The organism is Bacillus sp. N447-1, from assembly GCF_022701035.1.
Taxonomy (GTDB): Bacteria; Bacillota; Bacilli; order Bacillales; family Bacillaceae_G; genus Bacillus_A; species Bacillus_A cereus.
Map to the genome: position 1 here is coordinate 4,044,302 of NZ_CP065509.1, position 22,385 is coordinate 4,066,686.

Genomic DNA, 22,385 nt, shown 5'->3' on the forward strand with positions numbered 1-22,385 from the left:
GTGGAAAGTATGAAACAAGTTGTTGTAGCGACAAAAAATATGGGGAAAGTACGTGAATTTGCTGAGTTATTTGAGCGATTTGATTTAGAAGTGAAATCATTACACGATTTTCCTCATATTGAAGAAGTCGAAGAAACTGGTGAAACATTTGAAGAAAATGCGATCTTAAAAGCGGATAGTTTGAGTAGACAGTTGAATGCAATTGTAATTGCGGATGATTCAGGTCTTATTGTAGATGCGTTAAACGGGAAACCAGGCGTGTATTCAGCTCGTTTTGCTGGAGAGCCAAAAGATGATCAAGCGAATATTGATAAAGTTTTACAAGAATTAAATGAAATACCGTTTGATAAGCGTAAAGCTCGCTTCTACTGTGCATTAGCAGTAGCTTTCCCTGAAGGTGATAAAAAGCCTGTCATTGTAAACGGGACATGTGAAGGATTTATTTTAGAACAACGCCGCGGAGAAAATGGCTTTGGATACGATCCGATCTTTTATGTGGAAGAATACAAAAAAGCAATGGCGGAATTAAGTTCAGATGAAAAAAATGCTATTAGTCACCGCGGACGTGCTCTTCGTAAGCTAGAAGAAAAAATCCCTGAATGGTTTTTAGGAGAATAAGGGAGAGAGATTGATGAAGGCTTTAATCGTAAGCGATAGTCATAGCTCTGTGAAGGAATTACAGCAGTTAAAAGAGAAGTATGAAGGGAAAGTAGATATCATGATTCATTGCGGTGATTCAGAGCTAACGCCTGCTCATGAAGAGCTGCAAGGTTTCCATGTTGTAAAAGGAAATTGTGATTATGCTAACTTTCAAGATGAAATTGTAACTGATGTAGATGGAATTCGCTTCTTAGTTGTACATGGGCATCGACATAATGTAAAAATGACATTACAAACGCTAGCGTACCATGCTGAAGAAGTGGGAGCACAAGTTGCATGCTTCGGACATTCTCACGTATTAGGTGCGGAATTAATCGAGGGCGTTTTATTTATTAATCCAGGCAGTATTTTATTACCACGTCAGCGTGTAGAAAAGACATTTGCTTTATTAGAAATGGATGAAAATCAAATGGAAGTTCGTTTTGAAACGTTAGACGGACAACTAGTTGAACAGGCAGTTTTTAAAAGAGGATAAGAAAATTTATCCTCTTTTAAAAAAGGTGTTGACTTTATGTGTGGTTATACATATAATAAATATTGTCGATAGGGCAACGGCGCTAACGAAGAAAAGAAAATAACATATGCGGGTGTAGTTTAGTGGTAAAACAAGAGCCTTCCAAGCTCTGGTCGAGAGTTCGATTCTCTTCACCCGCTCCATGTCCCAGTAGCTCAGCCGGATAGAGCATACGCCTTCTAAGCGTACGGTCGGGAGTTCGAATCTCTCCTGGGACGCTAAAAAAACCTTGTTATCTTTTGATAACAAGGTTTTTTGTTTGGGTTATAAGTGTAGTTCATGCTTAATATTTGCGACCTTTCCTTTGATATTAAGCAGTTGCATATGTACTTTTTTTCTTAAATAAAAAGAGCGCCATTTATGCGCCCTATTCATCTTATTTAATTTAAAGAATTAATAGGTTTATGATGGAACTCAAATCCATATCCAGATTCTCTTAATTGTTTACTTGCAATATTATAAAATTCTTTACCATTCTAGTACGGTTGAGCAGCAGTTATCGGAACTTATCCCCGGCAGTGTGTTACAATTAATAGAAGCGGAAAATGAGAATCTCCAATTGACTGGACCTGTGATTGGTTAGATGGTTTAAGAAGGTCGTATAAAAAAGGGAGATGGCGCAAAGATGGCGAGATCAAATGAGAATGATTTAACGGAGAAATTGGCAGAAGGCCACCGAAAATATGGTGATGGCAATTTTACAGTACAGAACATCGGTGATGAAACTAACCCGAATTGGACTGTCGTAAAAAATGTGAGGAAGGGATCGGCAGGCATTCGCGAAGGAGAAGATATATTAAGACTGCGATCAAAATATATAAAATAGTACGGAAATGGGCGGAGCGGGAGTTCGAATCTCTCCTGTGACGCTAAGAAAACCTTGTTATCTTTTGATAACAAGGTTTTTTGTGTATTTGAAATTAGTTGTTAATAAACTTCTCAAATACAAAACCATAATCTTTCACATTATATTGTTTCTTCGTATCAACAAGCCAGTTAAAGGCAATCTCGTTCATTTCTTTAAATTGCTCTGCTAAATTTACTTGTGCGTTTGAAATGCGGCTAAAGGCATTAGATGCCATATCTAAACTTTTATGTGCATATTGTAATGTAATATCGTTGTCGTATGAAATTTCTTCGATTTTAAGTAAAGCCTTATATAAATCTTTTAATTCTTCAATATGTTTTTTATGAACATCAATTGAGTAATGTTCATCGCCCATTTGAAACTTAATTTCTACATCTAAATCAATCGTTCCTGCAGTTTCGAGTGCTACGTTTTTAATTTGATATTTACTATAACGAAAGCGGCGTAGTGTACGTTTTTTACTTGTTGCGCTTGTACCGTCTAAGTGAATTAACCCTTTGTTTGTGAAGCAATATTCATCTGATTTCGATTTAATTAGAAAGTAAATTTTCTCTCCATCTTCATGCATTACATAATCATCGGCATCGACCTTATCATAGTCTTTAGGTGTAATAACAGAACCTACATCGCTTAGTCCTAATACATCTGCGGCCATTTTTTTAAACATATATAATCCCCCTTGTAAATTAAATTCTTAATTGTATAAAAATATATTAACATGATTTTCATCCTTTGTTTTCTTGTAATACGAAAATATCTGAAGGTAAGTTAAGAAAAGTAATGAATAATTATTTTGATCCTAAATTATTTAGTAAATCTATTAGTTTAAGATTGGATTCTCCGAAAAATAACCAAGAGAAAAAAGTTAATTTTGCAAGTGATTATAGAGAAATTCCGTGAAAGCACCTCAAGCTATGTGAGGTGTTTTTCTATCCTCTTTTGAAATCTTACAATTCTGTAAGGTAACTGTAAGGTAGTTCGATGGTAACAAATTGCTAATCTTTTATAATGAAGATAACAACGATAAAACGAGGAGGCAGAAATGATGAAAGGATTAGTTGTAACGGGCTTAACGGTTGCTTTTGGATTTGTAGCATATGAGAAATTAACGTATGTAGTTGATGTTGTGAAACATTTGATTGCTTAGAGAAAACAGCCATGAGAGGGAAAGGGAATGAGTGAATGAATGGAATGGTTATTTGGAATTATAGGTACTTGTAGTGTAGTGTTATTGTTCTTTGTCCCAAGTGGTATACTTAGTTCGACAACAAGTTTGTTCTTCTTAAGTTTGTTTGCTTGTACGATGCTTATTATTATGTTTTTAATGAAGCGAAGTAAACCAATCTTCTATTTTAGCATGATTGTTATGGCAATTATTGTTCTCCAAATTATTACCCTTGTAATATACCCCACAATTATAAAAGCTTTCCATTAATGATGAATCCTCTGCGCTTGTTGCTGGGGATTTTTATTTGTACAATTTTAATTTTTAGTAGAGATTTATTCGTATTGGAATGTAAAAATTAAATATTTTTATATTTCAAACAAATAGTTTTGGGATGTTGTGTTCTCATTACGCATTTGATATATTTACTTTGAACATAATTAAAATCAAGAAAAAGAGGCGGACGTATGGATAAAAAAGAAAATACGGTCGTATTGTTTCCACAACTATCAGAGCGCTATATTGATGAAGGTTTTTTAGCGCTGAAAGAGCGGAAGTTCGAAGATGCATTGCGCTGCTTTGAAATATTACGTCAGTATAATGCGGAAACGGAACAAACGGAATTAGCTTCAGTTATTTGTTTACTCGAATTAAAACGTATGGAAGAAGCGAAAGACAAATGTGAACAGTTGCTTAAAACAGGAGTTGTCTTATTTGGTGATATTCTTGAAACGTACGTGACTATTTTAGTTCAAACAAATGATTATGAAGGTGTTATTGAAACTGTTGAAAAGGTTTTACAAACGAAAGATATAATGCCTGATCAAAAGGAAAAATTAGCGCAACTTGCTTTATTTGCAGAAGGTATGCTCAATGAGGGAGATGCATCGCTAGTCGATTCAAATTTTGAGTTGGATGAGTTTACTAATGAAATTTTTGGAGAAAACTTTGGACAGAAGCTAAGAGCGATTCAGCGACTTTCGTTAAAAGACTTAGATCTTGCATTACCTGTTTTAAAGAAATTTTTAATAGAAGAAGAGCAACACCCCTATTTGAAAACTTCTATTTTGTATAAAATGATAGAAAGTCAGGTAGAAGAGGAAATAGAGGTAGAAAAGTTTGGGAATACGATTAAGGTAATTCCAGCATTTACAGGTCATAATGAGGAGCAATCCAATAACATTATACATAAATTATCAAGTCGATTAGAGCAAAATTATCCCGATATATTTGAAGCAATGGTTACATATTGGAAAGAATTGCAAATTAGCGTTTTCCCATTTGCTCTATTAATGGATAAAGAAGAGATTTGGTCAGCTGTTTTAGAGAGAATTGGAAGAAAGCGTTTCGGATTGGCTATTGATGAAGAAGAGCTTATGGCAGCATACAATATCGAATTGGAAGAGTTTCATATTGCCTATCAATGGTTATTACGTGTTGAAAGAGAAGGATATTTGCCCGTATAATTATGAAAAAGAATCGTTCAGTTCTTGAAACGAGCATATTCTATGTTATAATGTAAGGGTTGCAAAAGGCAGAAAACTGCCTGTTTGTAAGAGAAGAGAAGTGTAATTCTCTTACTTAATATGTTTCATATTATTCTCGAACAAAATATACCGTAGTTGTCTTCTGGGCAATTAGTAGATTGGAACATTATATCTGAAAGCTTTTGCTAGAGGATTATTTGTGTATTTGTTATTTCAAAAAAGAGATAATGAAGATCTTAATCTATAGAGGTATGTGCATACATTATTATAGTTGGAGGGAAAGAATAAATGTCTACAAAATGGGAAAAATTAGAAGGTAACGTTGGCGTTTTAACAATCGAAGTTGATGCTAAAGAAGTAAACAACTCTATCGACGCTGCGTTCAAAAAAGTAGTAAAAACAATTAACGTACCAGGTTTCCGTAAAGGAAAAATGCCTCGTCCATTATTCGAACAACGCTTTGGTATTGAATCTTTATACCAAGATGCTTTAGATATCATTTTACCAAAAGCATACGGTGAAGCGATTGAAGAAGCTGGTATCTTCCCAGTTGATCATCCTGAAATCGACATCGAGAAGTTCGAAAAAAATGCTAACCTTATCTTCACTGCAAAAGTTACAGTGAAACCTGAAGTTAAATTAGGTGAGTACAAAGGTTTAGCAGTAGAAAAAGTTGAAACAACTGTAACTGACGAAGATGTAGAGAACGAATTAAAATCTTTACAAGAACGTCAAGCTGAACTAGTTGTTAAAGAAGAAGGAACTGTTGAAAACGGTGATACAGCTGTAATCGACTTCGAAGGTTTCGTTGATGGCGAAGCATTTGAAGGCGGAAAAGGCGAAAACTACTCTCTAGCAATCGGTTCTGGTACATTCATCCCAGGTTTCGAAGAGCAAGTAATCGGTCTTAAATCTGGTGAGTCTAAAGACGTTGAAGTATCATTCCCAGAAGAGTACCATGCTGCTGAATTAGCTGGCAAACCAGCAACATTCAAAGTAACAATTCACGAAATCAAAACAAAAGAACTTCCTGAGTTAAACGACGAGTTCGCTAAAGAAGCAGACGAAGCGGTTGCAACTCTTGATGAATTAAAAGCAAAACTTCGCACAAACTTAGAAGAAGGCAAAAAGCACGAAGCTGAGCACAAAGTACGTGACGAAGTAGTAGAATTAGCTGCTGCTAACGCTGAAATCGAAATTCCAGAAGCTATGATCAACACTGAGTTAGATCGTATGGTTCGTGAATTCGAGCAACGTTTAAGCCAACAAGGTATGAACCTTGAGCTTTACTACCAATTCACAGGTACTGATGCTGACAAATTAAAAGAGCAAATGAAAGAAGATGCACAAAAACGTGTAAGAATCAATCTTGTTCTTGAAGCTATCATTGAAGCTGAAAACATCGAAGTTACTGAAGAAGAAGTAACTGCAGAAGTTGAAAAAATGGCTGAAATGTACGGTATGCCAGTAGACGCTATCAAGCAAGCTCTTGGAAGCGTAGACGCTTTAGCTGAAGATCTTAAAGTTCGTAAAGCTGTAGACTTCTTAGTAGAAAACGCTGCATAATAAAATAACAAGGCACGATTAAAATCGTGCCTTGTTTTATAAATATAGAAATATATTTATAAAACTTTTCGATGGAGAAGGAAAAGTTCCTTTACAAGTCGAATATACATATTTCAAAAGTTTTAAAAATTTTTTATTTGTACATAACTAGTCATATTATTTGTATTTCTCGCCACGTAGTGACATAATATGTATTTACATACGATACATTTATCGTGTACATACGAAGGCAAGAGGTTAGCACTTTGTAAGGGGTGTGAAAATATGTTTAAATTTAATGATGAAAAAGGGCAATTAAAATGTTCTTTCTGTGGTAAAACACAAACGCAAGTTCGAAAGTTAGTGGCAGGTCCAGGTGTTTACATTTGTGACGAGTGTATCGAACTTTGTACTGAAATTGTACAAGAGGAGCTTGCGAAGGACGAAGAAGTAGAATTCAAAGATGTACCGAAACCGGTAGAAATTCGTGAAATCTTAGATGAGTATGTCATCGGGCAAGATAGCGCGAAAAAAGCACTAGCGGTAGCGGTATATAACCATTACAAACGCATTAATTCTAACAGCAAAATTGATGATGTAGAATTAGCGAAGAGTAATATCGCACTTATCGGGCCAACAGGTAGTGGTAAAACATTACTGGCACAAACTTTAGCGCGTATTTTAAATGTTCCATTTGCAATCGCGGACGCAACATCTTTAACAGAAGCTGGATATGTTGGGGAAGATGTAGAAAATATCTTACTAAAATTAATTCAAGCAGCTGATTATGATGTAGAGAAAGCGGAAAAAGGAATTATTTATATTGATGAGATTGATAAAGTGGCACGTAAGTCCGAAAATCCATCAATTACACGTGATGTATCTGGTGAAGGTGTGCAGCAGGCACTTCTGAAAATTTTAGAAGGTACTGTAGCAAGCGTTCCACCTCAAGGTGGTCGTAAGCATCCGCACCAAGAGTTTATTCAAATTGATACAACGAACATCTTATTCATTTGTGGTGGAGCGTTTGATGGCATTGAGCCGATTATTAAACGTCGCCTTGGTGAAAAAGTAATTGGATTTGGTTCTGAGAAGAAAAATGCTGATGTGAATGAGAAGCATGTTTTATCTCACGTATTACCAGAGGATCTTTTAAGATTTGGTTTAATTCCAGAGTTTATTGGTCGTCTTCCAGTTATTGCGAACCTAGAGCCACTTGATGAAGATGCTCTTGTTGATATTTTAACGAAACCGAAAAATGCACTTGTTAAGCAATTCCAAAAATTATTGGAGCTTGACGATGTTGAGTTAGAGTTTGAAGAAGGTGCACTAATCGAAATTGCGAAAAAAGCAATTGAACGTAAAACGGGTGCTCGTGGACTTCGTTCTATTATTGAAGGCTTAATGCTTGATGTAATGTTCGAACTTCCATCTCGTAAAGATATCGAGAAGTGTATTCTTACAAAAGAAACAGTAGCTGATAATGAGCCGCCAAAATTGGTGTTACAAGACGGTACTGTACTTGATACAAAAACATCTGCATAATGCGAAAGGGAAACAGCAATTTTTATAATTGCTGTTTTTCTTTATGTTTAGCTACGTTCCTCCGCGGAAATACTAAGAGATAAAATATTGCGGGAGGAAATAAATAATGAGCTGGACAAATATATTTTTAGTTGTTCAACTTGTTTTTGGTGTAATTGTCGGATTGTATTTCTGGCATTTACTTCGAAATCAACGAACACAAAAAGTTTCAATTGATCGAGAATCGAAAAAAGAATTAGAACAGCTTCGTAAAATGCGTGAGATTTCTTTAACAGAGCCGCTAGCAGAAAAGGTGCGTCCTACAACCTTTTTAGATATTGTAGGGCAAGAGGACGGAATTAAGTCGTTAAAAGCGGCTCTTTGTGGTCCGAATCCGCAACATGTAATCATATATGGCCCGCCAGGTGTTGGGAAAACAGCGGCAGCACGTCTTGTATTAGAAGAAGCGAAACGAAATCCTAAATCTCCATTTCGTACGAATGCAACATTTATTGAACTTGATGCGACAACAGCTCGGTTTGATGAACGTGGTATCGCAGACCCTTTAATAGGTTCGGTGCATGATCCGATTTATCAAGGTGCTGGGGCGATGGGGCAAGCAGGTATTCCGCAACCGAAAAAAGGTGCTGTAACAGATGCACATGGTGGTATTTTGTTTATTGATGAGATTGGCGAGCTCCATCCGATTCAAATGAACAAAATGTTAAAGGTGTTAGAAGATCGAAAAGTATTTTTAGAAAGTGCGTACTATAGTGAAGAAAATACGATGATCCCAACATATATACATGATATTTTCCAAAAAGGCTTACCGGCAGATTTTCGCTTAGTTGGAGCAACGACACGTTCGCCAGAGGAAATTCCTCCTGCTATTCGGTCACGTTGCTTAGAAGTATTTTTCCGTGAATTAGATACGGAAGAAATTCAAAAAGTAGCGAAAAATGCCGCGGAAAAAGTGGAAATGCAAATAGGTGAAAATGGTATTGAAATGATCGGGATGTATGCAAGGAATGGACGAGAAGCGATTAATCTCGTGCAAATCTCTGCTGGTATGGCGATAAATGAAGAACGTTCTTTCATTAAGGATGAAGATATAGAGTGGGTTGTTCACTCAAGTCAGCTTACACCGAAATATGAAAAGCGCATTTATCCGATTCCAAGGATTGGTCTTGTAAATGGTCTTGCTGTATACGGACCAAATACAGGTGCGTTATTAGAAATTGAAGTAACAGCAATCAAGGCGAAAGATAAAGGATCGGTAAATGTTACCGGAATTGTGGAAGAAGAAAGTATTGGTAGTCAAACGAAATCGATTCGTCGTAAAAGTATGGCGAAAGGCTCTGTTGATAATGTATTAACAGTACTTCGTTCTTTAGATGTGTTGCCAGAAGGATATGATATACATATTAATTTTCCAGGTGGTATCCCGATTGATGGCCCTTCTGCAGGAATCGCTATGGCAACAGGTGTATATTCTGCGGTACACCGCACATATGTAAATAATGAAGTAGCGATGACAGGGGAAATAAGTATACACGGAGAAGTAAAGCCTATTGGTGGCGTATACGCAAAAATAAAAGCTGCGAAAAAAGCGGGAGCTAAGAAAGTCATTATTCCTGCTGAAAATATGCAACCATTTTTGTATACGATCAAGGGAATTGAAATTATTCCTGTCCGTAAGTTAAAAGAAGTATTTGAGTTAACGTTTATGCAAGAAAATATGCATAGAGAGCTAGATGTACATACTAAGGTAGACGAAACTGATGCACAATCTATGTAAAAATAAACAATAATAAAATTTGCCAGACTTCGTTTAAGTTTGTATGCTTAATCGGAGTCTTTTTTCTTTTCGTGAGGTAGAAAAACAAGCTATTTACAATTGCGCGGAATCTCAGCAATTGCATCTAGGTGTATTGTAATATAAAATAGTTGAACAGGAGTTTAATTTATTATGGAGGTGCTATGTCTAGTATGAATACGAACGAAAGAATCGTGCCCCTCCTACCATTAAGAGGCGTTCTCGTATATCCAACGATGGTTTTGCATCTTGATGTAGGACGTGATAAATCGATACAAGCACTAGAGCAGGCGGCAATGGATGAAAATATCATCTTTTTAGCAATGCAAAAAGAAATGAATATCGATGATCCGAAAGAAGATGACATATATAGTGTAGGTACGGTGGCGAAAGTGAAGCAAATGTTAAAATTGCCGAACGGTACGCTTCGTGTCCTTGTGGAAGGTTTACATAGAGCAGAAGTAATAGAGTTTATCGAAGAAGAAAATGTAGTACAAGTGTCGATTAAAACGGTAACTGAAGAAGTAGAAGATGATTTAGAAGAGAAAGCTCTTATGCGTACGTTACTGGAGCATTTCGAACAATATATTAAAGTTTCGAAAAAAGTTTCAAATGAAACATTTGCAACGGTAGCTGATGTGGAAGAACCAGGGAGATTAGCTGATCTAATTGCTTCTCACTTGCCGATTAAAACGAAGCAGAAACAAGAGATTCTAGAGATTGTATCTGTAAAAGAACGATTACAAACACTTATTTCAATTATTCAAGATGAACAAGAGTTACTTAGCCTAGAAAAGAAAATTGGGCAAAAAGTGAAACGTTCCATGGAGCGCACGCAAAAAGAATATTTCTTACGTGAGCAAATGAAGGCGATTCAAACTGAACTTGGCGACAAAGAAGGCAAGGGCGGAGAAGTAGAAGAACTTCGTGAGAAAATTGAACAGTCAGGAATGCCGGAAGAAACAATGAAGGCTGCGCTGAAAGAATTAGATCGTTATGAAAAGTTACCAGCAAGTTCTGCGGAGAGTGGTGTTATTCGCAATTATATTGATTGGTTATTAGCGCTTCCGTGGACAGAGGCAACAGAAGATATAATTGATCTTGCTCATTCGGAAGAGATTTTAAATAACGATCATTACGGTCTTGAAAAAGTGAAAGAGCGTGTACTTGAATATTTAGCTGTACAGAAGTTAACGAATTCATTAAAAGGACCTATCCTTTGTTTAGTAGGCCCTCCTGGGGTCGGCAAAACTTCGTTAGCGCGTTCAATTGCAACATCATTGAATCGTAACTTCGTCCGTGTATCTCTTGGTGGTGTGCGTGATGAATCTGAAATTCGTGGTCACCGCCGTACATATGTTGGAGCAATGCCAGGACGCATTATTCAAGGTATGAAAAAGGCGAAAACAGTTAATCCAGTCTTCTTATTAGATGAGATTGATAAAATGTCTAACGATTTCCGTGGAGATCCATCAGCGGCATTACTTGAAGTATTAGATCCAGAACAAAACCATAACTTCAGTGATCATTACATTGAAGAACCATATGATCTATCAAAAGTTATGTTTGTAGCAACTGCTAATACACTTTCAAGTATTCCAGGTCCATTACTTGACCGTATGGAAATCATTTCGATTGCTGGCTATACAGAACTTGAAAAAGTACACATTGCTCGTGAGCATTTATTGCCGAAACAATTAAAAGAACATGGCTTACGAAAAGGTAATTTACAAGTGCGTGATGAAGCGCTGCTTGAGATTATTCGTTATTATACACGTGAGGCTGGTGTTCGTACGCTAGAGCGCCAAATTGCAAAAGTTTGCCGTAAAGTAGCGAAGATTATCGTTACAGCAGAACGTAAACGTATCGTTGTGACAGAGAAAAAGATTGTTGATTTACTTGGTAAACACATATTCCGTTATGGGCAAGCTGAAAAAACAGACCAAGTTGGTATGGCAACAGGTCTAGCTTACACAGCAGCAGGCGGCGATACACTCGCCATTGAAGTTTCTGTAGCGCCAGGAAAAGGGAAACTAATTTTAACAGGGAAACTTGGGGATGTTATGAAAGAATCAGCACAAGCTGCGTTTAGTTATATACGTTCTCGTGCAGAAGAGCTTCAGATCGATCCGAATTTCCATGAGAAAAATGATATTCATATTCACGTTCCAGAAGGAGCAGTTCCAAAAGACGGACCGTCAGCAGGTATTACGATGGCAACGGCACTTATTTCTGCGCTAACAGGTATTCCTGTAAGTAAAGAAGTCGGTATGACAGGTGAAATTACACTTCGTGGTCGTGTATTACCAATTGGTGGTTTAAAAGAAAAAACATTAAGTGCTCACCGCGCAGGCTTAACAAAAATTATTTTGCCAGCAGAAAACGAGAAAGATTTAGATGATATTCCAGAGAGCGTAAAAGAAAACCTTACGTTTGTGCTTGCATCTCATTTAGATGAAGTATTGGAGCACGCATTAGTAGGAGTGAAACAATGAAAGTAACAAAAGCAGATATTGTAATTAGTGCTGTTAAACCAGAACAATATCCAGACAGTGATTTACCAGAAATTGCATTAGCAGGTCGTTCAAATGTGGGGAAGTCTTCCTTTATTAATAAAATTTTAAATCGTAAAAAGTTAGTACGTATTTCTTCTAAACCAGGAAAAACGCAAACGCTGAACTTTTTCTTAATCAATGAGATGATGCACTTTGTTGACGTTCCAGGTTATGGATATGCGAAAGTATCTAAATCGGAGCGCGCTGCATGGGGGAAAATGATTGAAACGTACTTTACAACGCGTGAACAATTAGACGCAGCTGTATTAGTAGTTGATTTACGTCACCAACCAACAAGTGATGACGTGATGATGTATGATTTCTTAAAGCATTATGAAATCCCAACAATTATTATTGCGACGAAAGCCGATAAAATTCCGAAAGGGAAATGGCAAAAGCATTTAAAAGTTGTAAAAGAAACGCTTGCTGTTGAAATTGGCGATGAAATTGTTCTATTCTCTTCTGAAACAGGACTTGGAAAAGAAGAAGCGTGGAAAGCAATTCATAAATTTACAAAAACAAAAAACGCGTGACGAATGTCGCGCGTTTTTGTTTTGCTAAATTTTTTAGCGTACGTTTAATGTAACTTCAATATTTCCTCTTGTTGCTTTCGAGTAAGGACATACACCGTGAGCCGCTTCTACAAGTTCTTGTGCTTCGCTATGTGAAACGCCAGCCACATGTACATCAAGTACAGCAGATAGGCCGAAACCACCATCTGTATCTTTTCCGATAGAAACGTGAGCAGTTACTTCTGTACTTTCTACTTTCACACGTTTTGTACGAATGACAAGTTGTAATGCACTATCGAAACAAGCTGCATAACCAGCTGCAAATAGTTGTTCTGGATTTGTTGCTTCTCCGCCTGCACCACCTAGTGCTTTCGGCATTTTTACATCAAGATTTAATATGCCATCATCTGAAACTACTTTCCCATTTCTTCCACCTGTTGCTGTTACTGAAGCAGTATATAATTTATCCATATTTATTCCCCTTTTCCATCATTAATTGTTTTCATTGTGTCAATCAGTTTATTTAGTTGAATTAATAAAGAGCGATATTCTTGCTCTGCAATTCCTAAGTTTGTAGCCATCGTTGTCGGTAATGAACAAGCCTTTTCCTTTAAATCTTTGCCCTGTTCTGTTAATTCAATACAAACTTTTCGCTCGTCTTCTTTGGAACGAACACGTTTTACAAGTTTTAATGATTCCATACGTTTTAACATAGGTGTTAACGTACCAGAATCTAAAAATAGACGTTCTCCAATTTCTTTTACTGTTAGTCCATCTTGCTCCCATAGTACGAGTAAAGTAATGTACTGGGGATACGTAATACCCATTTCTTCTAAATAAGGTCGATAAAAACGAGTAACCTCTCTAGAGCAGGCGTAAATAGAAAAACAAAGTTGGTTATCTAGATGCAAAGAGTCTTCTGTCATAAATAACTCCCTTCTAATTAAGTTGTGCACAATTTAATTTTGTAAAACTAATATAACGAAAAAGAAATGCAATGTCAAATACATTGTATTGAGAAAGTCTTTGTTACATTTTGGAACAATCATACATATTTTCCTTCATGATGAAAGAAGATAGGGAAGATGATGTTATAATTTATATGGAATAGTTTCCATCACTTGATTATGAGGGCTTTTTTTGGTAACGTACAAATAGAGTTATTAATTTATAATCATTATAAAGTAGAATTTTTTTATTAGTGTTACTGAATCTCCTTTATTACATACGGAGAATAATTAAAAAATAATCGGTTGTTCACACGATTGTCAGATTCATAAGAGGAAAGTTGTATTATGATAGTAGATAAAGTGATAAAACGGGTGAAGGGGGACATGCTGCGTGCATATTCTTGTTGTTAGTGTAAATTATCGAACAGCCCCTGTAGAATTTCGTGAGAAACTCACATTTCAGGCAGCAGAACTAGAGCGAGCGATGACTACATTACAAAATCAAAAGAGCGTGTTAGAGAATGTCATTGTGTCAACTTGTAATCGCACTGAGATTTATGCTGTTGTCGATCAATTACACACGGGACGGTATTATATTAAGAAGTTTTTAGCTGATTGGTTTCAGCTTGAAATAGAAGAAGTCGCGCCATATTTAACTATTTTTGAACAAGATGGCGCAATAGATCATTTATTCCGCGTAACGTGCGGTTTAGATTCAATGGTAGTCGGAGAAACGCAGATTTTAGGTCAAATAAAAGATAGCTTTTTAGAAGCGCAACAAGTTAAAGCAACAGGCACAATTTTTAATGAATTGTTTAAGCAAGTCATTACATTAGCAAAACGTGCCCACTCAGAAACAACAATCGGGGAAAGTGCAATGTCTGTTAGTTATGCTGCTGTTGAGCTTGGAAAGAAAATATTTGGCGAGTTAACAGATTGTCATGTGCTTATTCTTGGTGCTGGTAAAATGGGCGAACTTGCACTACAAAACTTATATGGAAGTGGTGCTCGTAAAGTAACAGTTATGAATAGGACGCTTTCGAAAGCAGAAGTAATGGCTGAGAAATATATGGGACATGCAAAATCGTTAAGCGAATTACAATGTGCATTATTAGAAGCAGATATTTTAATTAGTTCAACTGGTGCATCTGAGTATGTCATTACGAAAGAGATGATGACAAAGGTGGAGAAAATGCGCTCTGGTCGTCCATTATTTATGGTTGACATTGCAGTGCCGCGTGATATTGATCCAGCGATTGATGAGCTAGAAGGTTCTTTCTTGTATGATATTGATGATTTACAAGGAGTAGTGGAGGCAAACCGTGCTGAGCGTTTGAAAGAGGCAGAGAAAATTCAATTTATGATTGAAGAGGAAATTGTTCTATTTAAAACGTGGTTAAGTACACTTGGTGTTGTTCCATTAATATCAGCTCTTCGTGATAAGGCACTTGCAATCCAAAGTGAAACGATGGTAAGCCTAGAGCGAAAAATACCAAACCTTAGTGATCGTGAGAAAAAAGTTATTAGTAAGCATACGAAAAGTATTATTAATCAATTATTAAAAGACCCAATTTTAGTAGCGAAAGAAATAGCTGCTGAAGAGGGAGCGAGCGAAAAATTAGCGTTATTTGCAAAGATTTTTGATTTAGAAACGGAAGAAGTAGAGAGTCGTGCGGAAGAAGTAGAACATAAAAGAGTGTGGACACCATCCGTTCCATCTTTATAATTTGGAAGGATGATCGGATGAGTTTTTTAAATAACAGTATTATTTATCATATTGCAATTATTTTATATGCTTGTAGCATTAGTTTATATTTTATAGATTATTTCCAAAGTAACCGAAAGGCGAACCGATTTGCTTTTTGGTTACTTGCGATTGTATGGGTCCTGCAGTCTATTTTTATGTTGCTTAGAGCTACAGATTCAGAAACGAATCCTATTTTAACTTTATTATCAGGGATTTATTTTTATGTTTGGTTATTGATTACGATGTCGTTAGTTATTAATCGATTTATGAGAATTGACTTTTTAGTCTTTTTTACAAATGTTGTAGCATTTGGCGTAAGCGCTTTTTCTATTTTTACACCGCTCGGAAAGATGTCGCCAGTACTTGCGGAACAATTAGTTTCAGAACTTGTATACGTGCATGTCGGTATGGCAATTATTTCTTACGCAACGTTTACTGTATCGTTCATTTTTTCTATTATGTATTTATTGCAATATCGCCTATTAAAAAAGAAAAAATGGAATGCGAGATTAAGAAGGTTAGGGAATTTACCGAAGCTAGAATCTATGTCTTACGGATTAAATTTATTTTCTGTTCCATTTTTCTTACTAGCAATTTTATTAGGATGTATATGGGGATATACAAAATTGGATAATTTCCATTGGTATGATACGAAAGTAATCGGATCTTTTGTCGTTCTATTTGTGTATTGCACAGGTTTATATTTACGAGCGGCAGATGTGTTGCAAGGTAAGAAAATTGTACAGTGGAATATCGGATCGTTTCTCGTAATGCTAGTAAACATTTTTCTATTAAGCAGTTTGTCCAATTTCCACTTTTGGTATTTATAATGAGGAGAGAGAATTATGCGCAAAATTATTGTAGGATCACGAAAGAGTAAACTAGCATTAACGCAAACAAACTGGTTTATTGATCAGTTAAAAGCCCTAGGTCTACCATATGAATTTGAAGTGAAAGAAATTGTCACAAAAGGTGATGTTATTTTAGATGTTACTCTTTCAAAAGTAGGCGGAAAAGGCTTGTTTGTGAAAGAGATTGAACATGCGCTACTTACGAAAGAAATCGATATGGCTGTACATAGTATGAAAGATATGCCAGCCGTACTTCCAGAAGGTTTAATGATTGGCTGTACACCAAAGCGTGTTGACCCTCGTGATGCTTTTATCTCAAAAAATGGAGCATCGTTTAAAGAGTTAGCGGAAGGTGCTATTTTAGGTACGAGTAGTTTAAGACGTAGTGCACAGCTACTCGCTGCGAGACCAGATTTACAAGTGAAGTGGATTCGCGGGAATATCGATACACGTTTACGTAAATTAAAAGAAGAAGATTACGATGCGATTATTTTAGCGACAGCTGGATTACAAAGAATGGGCTGGGATAATGATGTTATTACAGAACATTTAGATGATACGTTATGTGTACCTGCTGTAGGACAAGGTGCATTAGCGATTGAGTGTCGTGAGGATGATAAGGATTTATTGCAGTTGTTAGCGCATATTAATGATACGATAACAGAAAGAACAGTGGCAGCGGAGCGAGTATTTCTTCATAAACTTGAAGGTGGATGCCAAGTTCCAATTGCTGGATATGCAACCCTTACAGAAAACGATGCAATCGAATTAACAGCTCTTGTCGGCTCTATGGATGGCTCTGTTTTATTAAAAGAGACAGTAGTGGGTACTAACCCTGAGGAAGTAGGGTTAGAGGCCGCGGACCGTTTAATTAAACAAGGCGCCAAAGAACTCATTCTTGCTGCAAATAAGGAGCAACAATAAATATGAACGCTCTCGCTGGAAAAACGGTATTGATTACACGTGCCCAGCATCAAGCGAAACAAATGAGTGTAGCAGTGAAAGAAAAGAGCGGAATTCCATTGGAAATTCCGCTTTTGCGTATGGAAGGTATGTCTCATAGGCAAATTCAACATATTGAAGAGCAGCTACATTCATACGACTGGGTTATTTTTACGAGCAGAAATGGTGTAGCTTTTTTTCTAGATAGTCTAAAAAAGAAACTACCGTTAACCATTAGAATCGCTGCGGTAGGTGTGAAAACAAAATTAGAGTTAGAAAAAAGGGGCTATCAAGTTCATTTTGTTCCGACTTCATTTGTTGCAGAAGCATTTGCAGAAGAGTTTCTAAAAGAATTAAGTGGAAACGAACGTATTTTATTTCCGAAAGGGAATTTAGCAAGAGAGGTAATTCCGGTTGCACTTCGGGAAATTGGTGTTTCTCTAGATGAGCTAATCGTATACGGTACGAAAGTGAATATAGAAAAAAAGCAAGAACTTATAGCAGCATTGAAGTTAGGGAAAGTAGACATTATTACATTTACGAGCCCTTCAACTGTTACTAGTTTTGTTCGTTTACTTGAGGGTACAAACTGGAGAGAATGGACAAAAAAATGTACAATTGCTTGTATAGGACCTATTACGGAAAAAGAGGCAAGTCTTTATTTTCCGTCTGTTATTGTGCCGAAAGAGTACACTGTAGAAGCATTACTACAATATGTTTGTGAATCTATAAAATGAAAGAATGGGGATAGAAATCTATGAACTCTTTACAATTTAATCGTCATCGTCGTTTAAGACAAAGCGGGGGCATGCGTGCACTTGTGCGTGAAACGTTTTTACATACGGAAGATTTTATTTACCCTATTTTTGTATTAGAAGGTGAAAATGTTCGTAATGAAGTTCCTTCTATGCCGGGCGTATATCAAATGTCTTTAGATTTATTGCAAGCTGAAATGCAAGAAGTTGTTGATTTAGGTATTCGTTCTGTTATTGTATTTGGTTTACCTGCTGAAAAGGATGAAGTTGGATCATCAGCATATTGTGATCATGGAATTGTACAACGTGCTATTCAGCAAATTAAAGGTGATTTCCCTGAGCTAGTAGTAGTTGCAGATACATGTTTATGTCAATTTACAAGCCATGGTCATTGCGGTGTAATTGAAGATGGGATTATTTTAAATGACGAGTCTCTTGCAGTTCTTGCGAAAACAGCTGTAAGTCAAGCGAAAGCAGGAGCGGATATTATTGCGCCATCAAACATGATGGACGGCTTCGTAACAGCAATTCGTCATGCATTAGACGAAAATGGTTTTGGACACGTGCCAGTTATGTCGTACGCTGTGAAATATTCATCAGCATTTTATGGACCATTCCGTGATGCTGCGCACGGTGCACCGCAATTTGGTGACCGTAAAACATATCAAATGGATCCGGCAAACCGTATGGAAGCATTCCGTGAAGCAGAATCAGATGTAATGGAAGGTGCAGATTTCTTAATCGTAAAACCAGCTCTTTCTTACTTAGATATCGTTCGTGATGTGAAAAATAACTTTAATTTACCAGTTGTCGCTTATAATGTAAGTGGTGAATATTCGATGATTAAAGCGGCAGCGCAAAATGGTTGGATTAATGAAAAAGAAGTTGTTCTTGAAAAATTAATTAGTATGAAACGTGCAGGGGCAGATTTAATTATTACGTATCATGCAAAAGATGCAGCAAGATGGTTACAAGAAGGAGGCGCTAAATAATGAAAAAGTTTGATAAGTCAATTGCAGCGTTTGAAGAGGCGCAAGAATTAATGCCTGGTGGCGTAAATAGCCCGGTTCGTGCCTTTAAGTCTGTTGGGATGAATCCGTTGTTTATGGAGCGTGGAAAAGGCTCTAAAGTATATGATATCGATGGGAATGAATACATCGACTACGTATTATCATGGGGTCCTTTAATTCATGGTCATGCAAATGATCGTGTTGTAGAAGCGTTAAAATCTGTTGCTGAAAGAGGTACAAGCTTCGGTGCACCAACAGAAATTGAAAATAAATTAGCAAAACTTGTTATTGAGCGCGTGCCATCAATTGAGATTGTGCGTATGGTTAACTCTGGAACGGAAGCAACAATGAGTGCACTACGTTTAGCTCGTGGTTATACAGGTCGTAATAAAATCTTGAAATTTATTGGTTGTTACCACGGTCATGGTGATTCGTTATTAATTAAAGCTGGTTCTGGTGTGGCGACTTTAGGTTTACCAGATAGTCCTGGTGTACCAGAAGGTGTAGCGAAAAATACGATTACAGTAGCTTATAACGATTTAGAAAGCGTAAAATACGCGTTTGAACAATTCGGTGATGATATTGCTTGTGTAATTGTAGAACCAGTAGCAGGAAATATGGGGGTTGTTCCTCCGCAGCCTGGATTTTTAGAAGGTCTTCGTGAAGTAACAGAACAAAACGGTGCATTGCTTATTTTTGATGAAGTAATGACAGGGTTCCGAGTAGCTTATAATTGTGGCCAAGGTTATTATGGCGTAACGCCTGATTTAACATGCCTAGGTAAAGTAATCGGTGGTGGTTTACCGGTAGGAGCATACGGTGGTAAAGCGGAAATTATGCGCCAAGTTGCGCCAAGCGGACCGATTTACCAAGCTGGTACTTTATCAGGTAATCCACTTGCAATGGCGGCAGGTTATGAAACGTTAGTACAGTTAACGCCAGAATCATATGTAGAATTTGAGCGTAAAGCTGAAATGTTAGAAGCTGGATTACGTAAAGCAGCTGAAAAACATGGCATTCCGCATCATATTAACCGTGCAGGCTCTATGATTGGTATTTTCTTTACAGATGAACCCGTTATTAATTACGATGCAGCAAAATCTTCAAACTTAGAATTCTTTGCGGCTTACTATCGTGAAATGGTAGAACAAGGTGTATTCTTACCACCATCTCAATTCGAAGGTTTATTCTTATCGACAGCACATAGTGATGCAGATATTGAAGCGACGATTGCAGCAGCTGAAATTGCAATGTCAAAATTAAAATAATGTATTAGAGAAAAATCGCTCTCCATAAGGGGGGCGATTTTTTTTATTCATAAAGTAAGCTTCCCACACATAAATCTGTAATGACATATAGTTTGGGAGGGGGAAAAGAAGTGGCTACAGATCATTCGTTACGATTTTCATTAAAAGAATCTGTGTGGTTCCAAAAAGGACAGGAAGTCGAAGAACTTTTGTCAATTTCGTTAGATCCAGACGTTGAGATAGAAGAGCTTGATCATGAAGTAATCGTGAGAGGACAATTAGATTTAACGGGAGAGTATGTTGCACGAAAAGATGATTCCGCGTATTCATTAAGAGAACTATCGCCAGCAAAGTCAATTGATTATGTAGAAACAAGAGAAGATGGGGTTAATGAACTTGTTCATTCCTTTCCACTTGAAATATCAATTCCGAGAAATCGAGTGAAAGTAATTGAAGAGCTATATGTATCAATCGAGGAATTTGATTATGAATTAAAGGAAAATGGTTGCTTACAATTATTAGCGGATATATCTATTACCGGTTTGTGTGATGAAGAGAGAAGCGAGGATGAAGTTGAAGAGGAAGAAACGGTGTATGCTGAGTTAGAAGAAGATTCAGCGCAAGAGGATGAAAATAGACCGGCGCCGCATGTAGAAGAACCAGCATATAAGGAATCAGATGAGTGGGAAGATTACGCATTTGAACCGTTCCAATTAGAGGAAAGAAAAGAGCAGGAATTAGAAGAAGAGAAAATAGAAGAACATGAATTTGTGGAACGTGAAGAGGAGCAAGAAACAACGCCGCAATTTGAACTGTTCGGACGAAAAGATTTCAAGAAAGAAAAAGCGAAAAAGCAGGAAGAACAAGAAGAAGAGTACTCACAGCGAGATGAAAATGCGCTTTATTTAACAAAACTATTTACGAAAGAACCGGAAGAAGAATTTACAAAGTTAAGAATGTATTTCGTGCAAGAAGGGGATACAATTGAATCTATTGCAGACCGTTATGAAACGTCTGTACAAAATTTATACCGTGTCAATCAAACAGAAGATATATTTTTAAATACGGGGCAAATTATTTATATTCCCGTTTCAAGGGTAAAGGCGAAATAAGGAAGTGAGTGTTTTCACTCACTTCCTTTCTTAGAGGCTATGTTTTGAATAGAAAGGGTTATTCGTATGGATATTGAGTTGCGAAATCACTATGAACCTATCGTGAGGCAATATAGATTGGATACGCAGCATATGGAAGAGCACGGAAATGTAATGAAAATTTATACGAATCAAGGTCCATATGCACTCAAGAAAATAGAAGGCAGAAAGTTAGAGCGGAATAACTTTCTGCATCATATTCAATATTTGAAGGAGAAAGGTTTTTCAAATTATGTACCTATATATCATGCGACGGATGGAAGTTATATTTTAAGTGACGGGACGTATAATTATTATTTAATGCCTTGGTTAGAACGTGCAGAAGGAAACGGTGAGGACAATGATCAATACCATAAAATGTTTCAGACACTTGGAACGTTGCATCAAAAAACTGTGAAGGAAGAAACGTATACGGAAGAAGATTTAGAAAAACATTATACAAGTATATCCGATCGTTGGGAAAATGATGGTGAGATGTTAGAAGAGTTTCTCGTAGAATCTGAATCAAAATGGTATATGTCCCCGTTTGAATTGCAATATTGTACGTACTATCATCATGTAATGAGAGCGCGTGAATTTGCAACGAAGCAATTAAATGAGTGGAACGATGCGATGAAAGAAAAGGAGAAAACGCGTATTACTTTTGTGCATGGTAATGTGTCACTGAATCATTTTTTATTTGACTATGAACGGAATGGCTATTTTATTAGTTTAGAAAAATCGAAGTTTGCAACGCCTGTGCAAGATATAGTAGGTTTTTATTCACGGTCTTTAAACACATATCCAATCGCAAGAAGTGATCGGTTTGAATGGTTTCAAATGTATCAAAAAAATTTCCCTTTTACGAAAGAAGAGCAACTACTTATGTTTGCGTATATGACGTATCCATCGCAATTTATTCGGCAAATCCAGTCTTATAAGAAAAGAAGAGATAATCGTAACGAGGAAAATGAACTGCGCGGAGTAAAGAGTTTGCAACAATCGCATTGGCTCGTTAGCAATATAGAATATTTCCTGTCACAATTACAAGCTGCCCAGCAAGGGAACGGATAAAGTAAACATTCCCCGCTGATGATTAGCCTTCAC

The 22,385-nt window shown here is 36.8% G+C and carries 21 protein-coding genes, 2 tRNA genes and 1 pseudogene; 20 read left to right on the forward strand and 4 right to left on the reverse strand.

All coding sequences use genetic code 11. The features are described from left to right. The first annotated feature begins 9 nt into the window (after positions 1-9). From IQ781_RS20525 to IQ781_RS20540, 4 genes are all read left to right on the forward strand, one after another. Positions 10-618, forward strand: a complete 609-nt coding sequence (locus tag IQ781_RS20525) for an XTP/dITP diphosphatase (RefSeq protein WP_000815939.1) — start codon at positions 10-12, stop codon at positions 616-618. 13 nt (positions 619-631) lie between these two features. After that, the gene (locus tag IQ781_RS20530; protein ID WP_000645488.1) at positions 632-1,135 is read left to right on the forward strand and encodes a metallophosphoesterase; all 504 of its coding nucleotides are present in this window, start codon (positions 632-634) and stop codon (positions 1,133-1,135) included. A gap of 108 nt (positions 1,136-1,243) precedes the next feature. After that, positions 1,244-1,317: transfer RNA gene (locus IQ781_RS20535), tRNA-Gly, on the forward strand. A 1-nt stretch (position 1,318) separates the two neighbouring features. Then, positions 1,319-1,392 (forward strand) — tRNA-Arg (locus IQ781_RS20540). Positions 1,393-1,554: 162 nt separating this feature from the next. On the opposite strand, the pseudogene IQ781_RS28480 reads toward IQ781_RS20540, so the two are convergent. Beyond that, positions 1,555-1,647, reverse strand: a pseudogene (locus tag IQ781_RS28480) (DUF6572 domain-containing protein); the annotation flags it as partial. Between the two features lie 152 nt (positions 1,648-1,799). Between IQ781_RS28480 and IQ781_RS20545 the strand changes: the two are divergent. Further along, positions 1,800-2,000, forward strand: coding sequence for a hypothetical protein (locus IQ781_RS20545; RefSeq protein ID WP_000124460.1), 201 nt, complete (start codon positions 1,800-1,802; stop codon positions 1,998-2,000). A gap of 94 nt (positions 2,001-2,094) precedes the next feature. Here the strand turns inward: IQ781_RS20545 and IQ781_RS20550 are convergent, their stop codons facing one another. Next, a complete protein-coding gene (locus IQ781_RS20550; RefSeq protein WP_000473863.1) occupies positions 2,095-2,709 on the reverse strand; it encodes a PH domain-containing protein in 615 nt (204 codons plus the stop codon). 519 nt (positions 2,710-3,228) lie between these two features. Here IQ781_RS20550 and IQ781_RS20555 point away from each other — a divergent pair. The 7 genes from IQ781_RS20555 (at position 3,229) to ysxC (ending at position 12,667) form a co-directional block, all read left to right on the forward strand. Beyond that, positions 3,229-3,477, forward strand: a complete 249-nt coding sequence (locus IQ781_RS20555) for a hypothetical protein (RefSeq protein ID WP_001983650.1) — start codon at positions 3,229-3,231, stop codon at positions 3,475-3,477. A gap of 197 nt (positions 3,478-3,674) precedes the next feature. Beyond that, positions 3,675-4,673 carry a hypothetical protein gene (locus tag IQ781_RS20560; RefSeq protein WP_000358277.1) on the forward strand — a complete coding sequence of 333 codons (999 nt, stop codon included), beginning with the start codon at positions 3,675-3,677 and terminating at the stop codon, positions 4,671-4,673. A 309-nt stretch (positions 4,674-4,982) separates the two neighbouring features. Then, positions 4,983-6,260 (forward strand): trigger factor, encoded by a 1,278-nt coding sequence (gene tig / locus IQ781_RS20565; protein ID WP_000105215.1) that lies wholly within the window; start codon positions 4,983-4,985, stop codon positions 6,258-6,260. Positions 6,261-6,524: 264 nt separating this feature from the next. Then, the gene (clpX, locus tag IQ781_RS20570; RefSeq protein WP_000472289.1) at positions 6,525-7,784 is read left to right on the forward strand and encodes an ATP-dependent protease ATP-binding subunit ClpX; all 1,260 of its coding nucleotides are present in this window, start codon (positions 6,525-6,527) and stop codon (positions 7,782-7,784) included. Between the two features lie 106 nt (positions 7,785-7,890). Beyond that, a complete protein-coding gene (gene lonB, locus IQ781_RS20575) occupies positions 7,891-9,561 on the forward strand; it encodes an ATP-dependent protease LonB (protein ID WP_000119176.1) in 1,671 nt (556 codons plus the stop codon). 182 nt (positions 9,562-9,743) lie between these two features. Further along, a complete protein-coding gene (gene lon, locus IQ781_RS20580; RefSeq protein ID WP_000097289.1) occupies positions 9,744-12,074 on the forward strand; it encodes an endopeptidase La in 2,331 nt (776 codons plus the stop codon). Beyond that, a complete protein-coding gene (gene ysxC / locus IQ781_RS20585) occupies positions 12,071-12,667 on the forward strand; it encodes a ribosome biogenesis GTP-binding protein YsxC (protein WP_000869116.1) in 597 nt (198 codons plus the stop codon). Before lon ends, ysxC begins: the two co-directional genes overlap by 4 nt. Positions 12,668-12,700: 33 nt before the next feature. Here the strand turns inward: ysxC and IQ781_RS20590 are convergent, their stop codons facing one another. Next, the gene (locus IQ781_RS20590) at positions 12,701-13,117 is read right to left on the reverse strand and encodes an organic hydroperoxide resistance protein (RefSeq protein WP_000359781.1); all 417 of its coding nucleotides are present in this window, start codon (positions 13,115-13,117) and stop codon (positions 12,701-12,703) included. A 2-nt stretch (positions 13,118-13,119) separates the two neighbouring features. After that, complete coding sequence (locus IQ781_RS20595) at positions 13,120-13,572, reverse strand: MarR family winged helix-turn-helix transcriptional regulator (RefSeq protein ID WP_063220487.1); 453 nt, start codon at positions 13,570-13,572, stop codon at positions 13,120-13,122. A gap of 415 nt (positions 13,573-13,987) precedes the next feature. Here IQ781_RS20595 and hemA point away from each other — a divergent pair, with 415 nt between their 5' ends. From hemA to ysxE, 8 genes are all read left to right on the forward strand, one after another. Further along, on the forward strand, positions 13,988-15,322 hold the full coding sequence (hemA, locus tag IQ781_RS20600; RefSeq protein WP_000547868.1) for a glutamyl-tRNA reductase: 1,335 nt from the start codon (positions 13,988-13,990) through the stop codon (positions 15,320-15,322). Positions 15,323-15,339: 17 nt separating this feature from the next. Further along, complete coding sequence (locus IQ781_RS20605; RefSeq protein ID WP_000008991.1) at positions 15,340-16,173, forward strand: cytochrome c biogenesis protein; 834 nt, start codon at positions 15,340-15,342, stop codon at positions 16,171-16,173. A 15-nt stretch (positions 16,174-16,188) separates the two neighbouring features. Further along, positions 16,189-17,118 (forward strand): hydroxymethylbilane synthase, encoded by a 930-nt coding sequence (gene hemC, locus IQ781_RS20610; protein WP_001226407.1) that lies wholly within the window; start codon positions 16,189-16,191, stop codon positions 17,116-17,118. A 2-nt stretch (positions 17,119-17,120) separates the two neighbouring features. Further along, positions 17,121-17,873 (forward strand): uroporphyrinogen-III synthase, encoded by a 753-nt coding sequence (gene hemD / locus IQ781_RS20615; protein WP_000992353.1) that lies wholly within the window; start codon positions 17,121-17,123, stop codon positions 17,871-17,873. 20 nt (positions 17,874-17,893) lie between these two features. Continuing rightward, positions 17,894-18,883, forward strand: a complete 990-nt coding sequence (hemB, locus tag IQ781_RS20620) for a porphobilinogen synthase (protein WP_001087065.1) — start codon at positions 17,894-17,896, stop codon at positions 18,881-18,883. Next, a complete protein-coding gene (gene hemL, locus IQ781_RS20625; RefSeq protein WP_063220488.1) occupies positions 18,883-20,169 on the forward strand; it encodes a glutamate-1-semialdehyde 2,1-aminomutase in 1,287 nt (428 codons plus the stop codon). Before hemB ends, hemL begins: the two co-directional genes overlap by 1 nt. An 80-nt stretch (positions 20,170-20,249) precedes the next feature. Further along, on the forward strand, positions 20,250-21,260 hold the full coding sequence (gene spoVID, locus IQ781_RS20630; protein WP_002024850.1) for a stage VI sporulation protein D: 1,011 nt from the start codon (positions 20,250-20,252) through the stop codon (positions 21,258-21,260). Positions 21,261-21,326: 66 nt separating this feature from the next. Continuing rightward, positions 21,327-22,352: a spore coat protein YsxE gene (gene ysxE, locus IQ781_RS20635; protein ID WP_000350658.1), complete on the forward strand. Its 1,026-nt coding sequence runs from the start codon at positions 21,327-21,329 to the stop codon at positions 22,350-22,352. Positions 22,353-22,385: the final 33 nt, after the last annotated feature.

Excerpts from the sequence above, each read along its gene's own strand:
- IQ781_RS20545 (WP_000124460.1), top strand. The coding sequence starts at position 1,800 with ATGGCGAGATCAAATGAGAATGATTTAACGGAGAAATTGGCAGAAGGC.
- clpX (WP_000472289.1), top strand. The coding sequence starts at position 6,525 with ATGTTTAAATTTAATGATGAAAAAGGGCAATTAAAATGTTCTTTCTGT.
- IQ781_RS20530 (WP_000645488.1), top strand. The coding sequence starts at position 632 with ATGAAGGCTTTAATCGTAAGCGATAGTCATAGCTCTGTGAAGGAATTA.
- IQ781_RS20525 (WP_000815939.1), top strand. The coding sequence starts at position 10 with ATGAAACAAGTTGTTGTAGCGACAAAAAATATGGGGAAAGTACGTGAA.
- hemB (WP_001087065.1), top strand. The coding sequence starts at position 17,894 with ATGAACTCTTTACAATTTAATCGTCATCGTCGTTTAAGACAAAGCGGG.
- hemC (WP_001226407.1), top strand. The coding sequence starts at position 16,189 with ATGCGCAAAATTATTGTAGGATCACGAAAGAGTAAACTAGCATTAACG.
- IQ781_RS20595 (WP_063220487.1), bottom strand. The coding sequence starts at position 13,572 with ATGACAGAAGACTCTTTGCATCTAGATAACCAACTTTGTTTTTCTATT.
- ysxC (WP_000869116.1), top strand. The coding sequence starts at position 12,071 with ATGAAAGTAACAAAAGCAGATATTGTAATTAGTGCTGTTAAACCAGAA.
- IQ781_RS20550 (WP_000473863.1), bottom strand. The coding sequence starts at position 2,709 with ATGTTTAAAAAAATGGCCGCAGATGTATTAGGACTAAGCGATGTAGGT.
- tig (WP_000105215.1), top strand. The coding sequence starts at position 4,983 with ATGTCTACAAAATGGGAAAAATTAGAAGGTAACGTTGGCGTTTTAACA.
- spoVID (WP_002024850.1), top strand. The coding sequence starts at position 20,250 with ATGACATATAGTTTGGGAGGGGGAAAAGAAGTGGCTACAGATCATTCG.
- ysxE (WP_000350658.1), top strand. The coding sequence starts at position 21,327 with ATGGATATTGAGTTGCGAAATCACTATGAACCTATCGTGAGGCAATAT.
- hemL (WP_063220488.1), top strand. The coding sequence starts at position 18,883 with ATGAAAAAGTTTGATAAGTCAATTGCAGCGTTTGAAGAGGCGCAAGAA.
- IQ781_RS20555 (WP_001983650.1), top strand. The coding sequence starts at position 3,229 with ATGGAATGGTTATTTGGAATTATAGGTACTTGTAGTGTAGTGTTATTG.
- IQ781_RS20605 (WP_000008991.1), top strand. The coding sequence starts at position 15,340 with ATGAGTTTTTTAAATAACAGTATTATTTATCATATTGCAATTATTTTA.
- hemD (WP_000992353.1), top strand. The coding sequence starts at position 17,121 with ATGAACGCTCTCGCTGGAAAAACGGTATTGATTACACGTGCCCAGCAT.
- lonB (WP_000119176.1), top strand. The coding sequence starts at position 7,891 with ATGAGCTGGACAAATATATTTTTAGTTGTTCAACTTGTTTTTGGTGTA.
- IQ781_RS20560 (WP_000358277.1), top strand. The coding sequence starts at position 3,675 with ATGGATAAAAAAGAAAATACGGTCGTATTGTTTCCACAACTATCAGAG.
- lon (WP_000097289.1), top strand. The coding sequence starts at position 9,744 with ATGTCTAGTATGAATACGAACGAAAGAATCGTGCCCCTCCTACCATTA.
- IQ781_RS20590 (WP_000359781.1), bottom strand. The coding sequence starts at position 13,117 with ATGGATAAATTATATACTGCTTCAGTAACAGCAACAGGTGGAAGAAAT.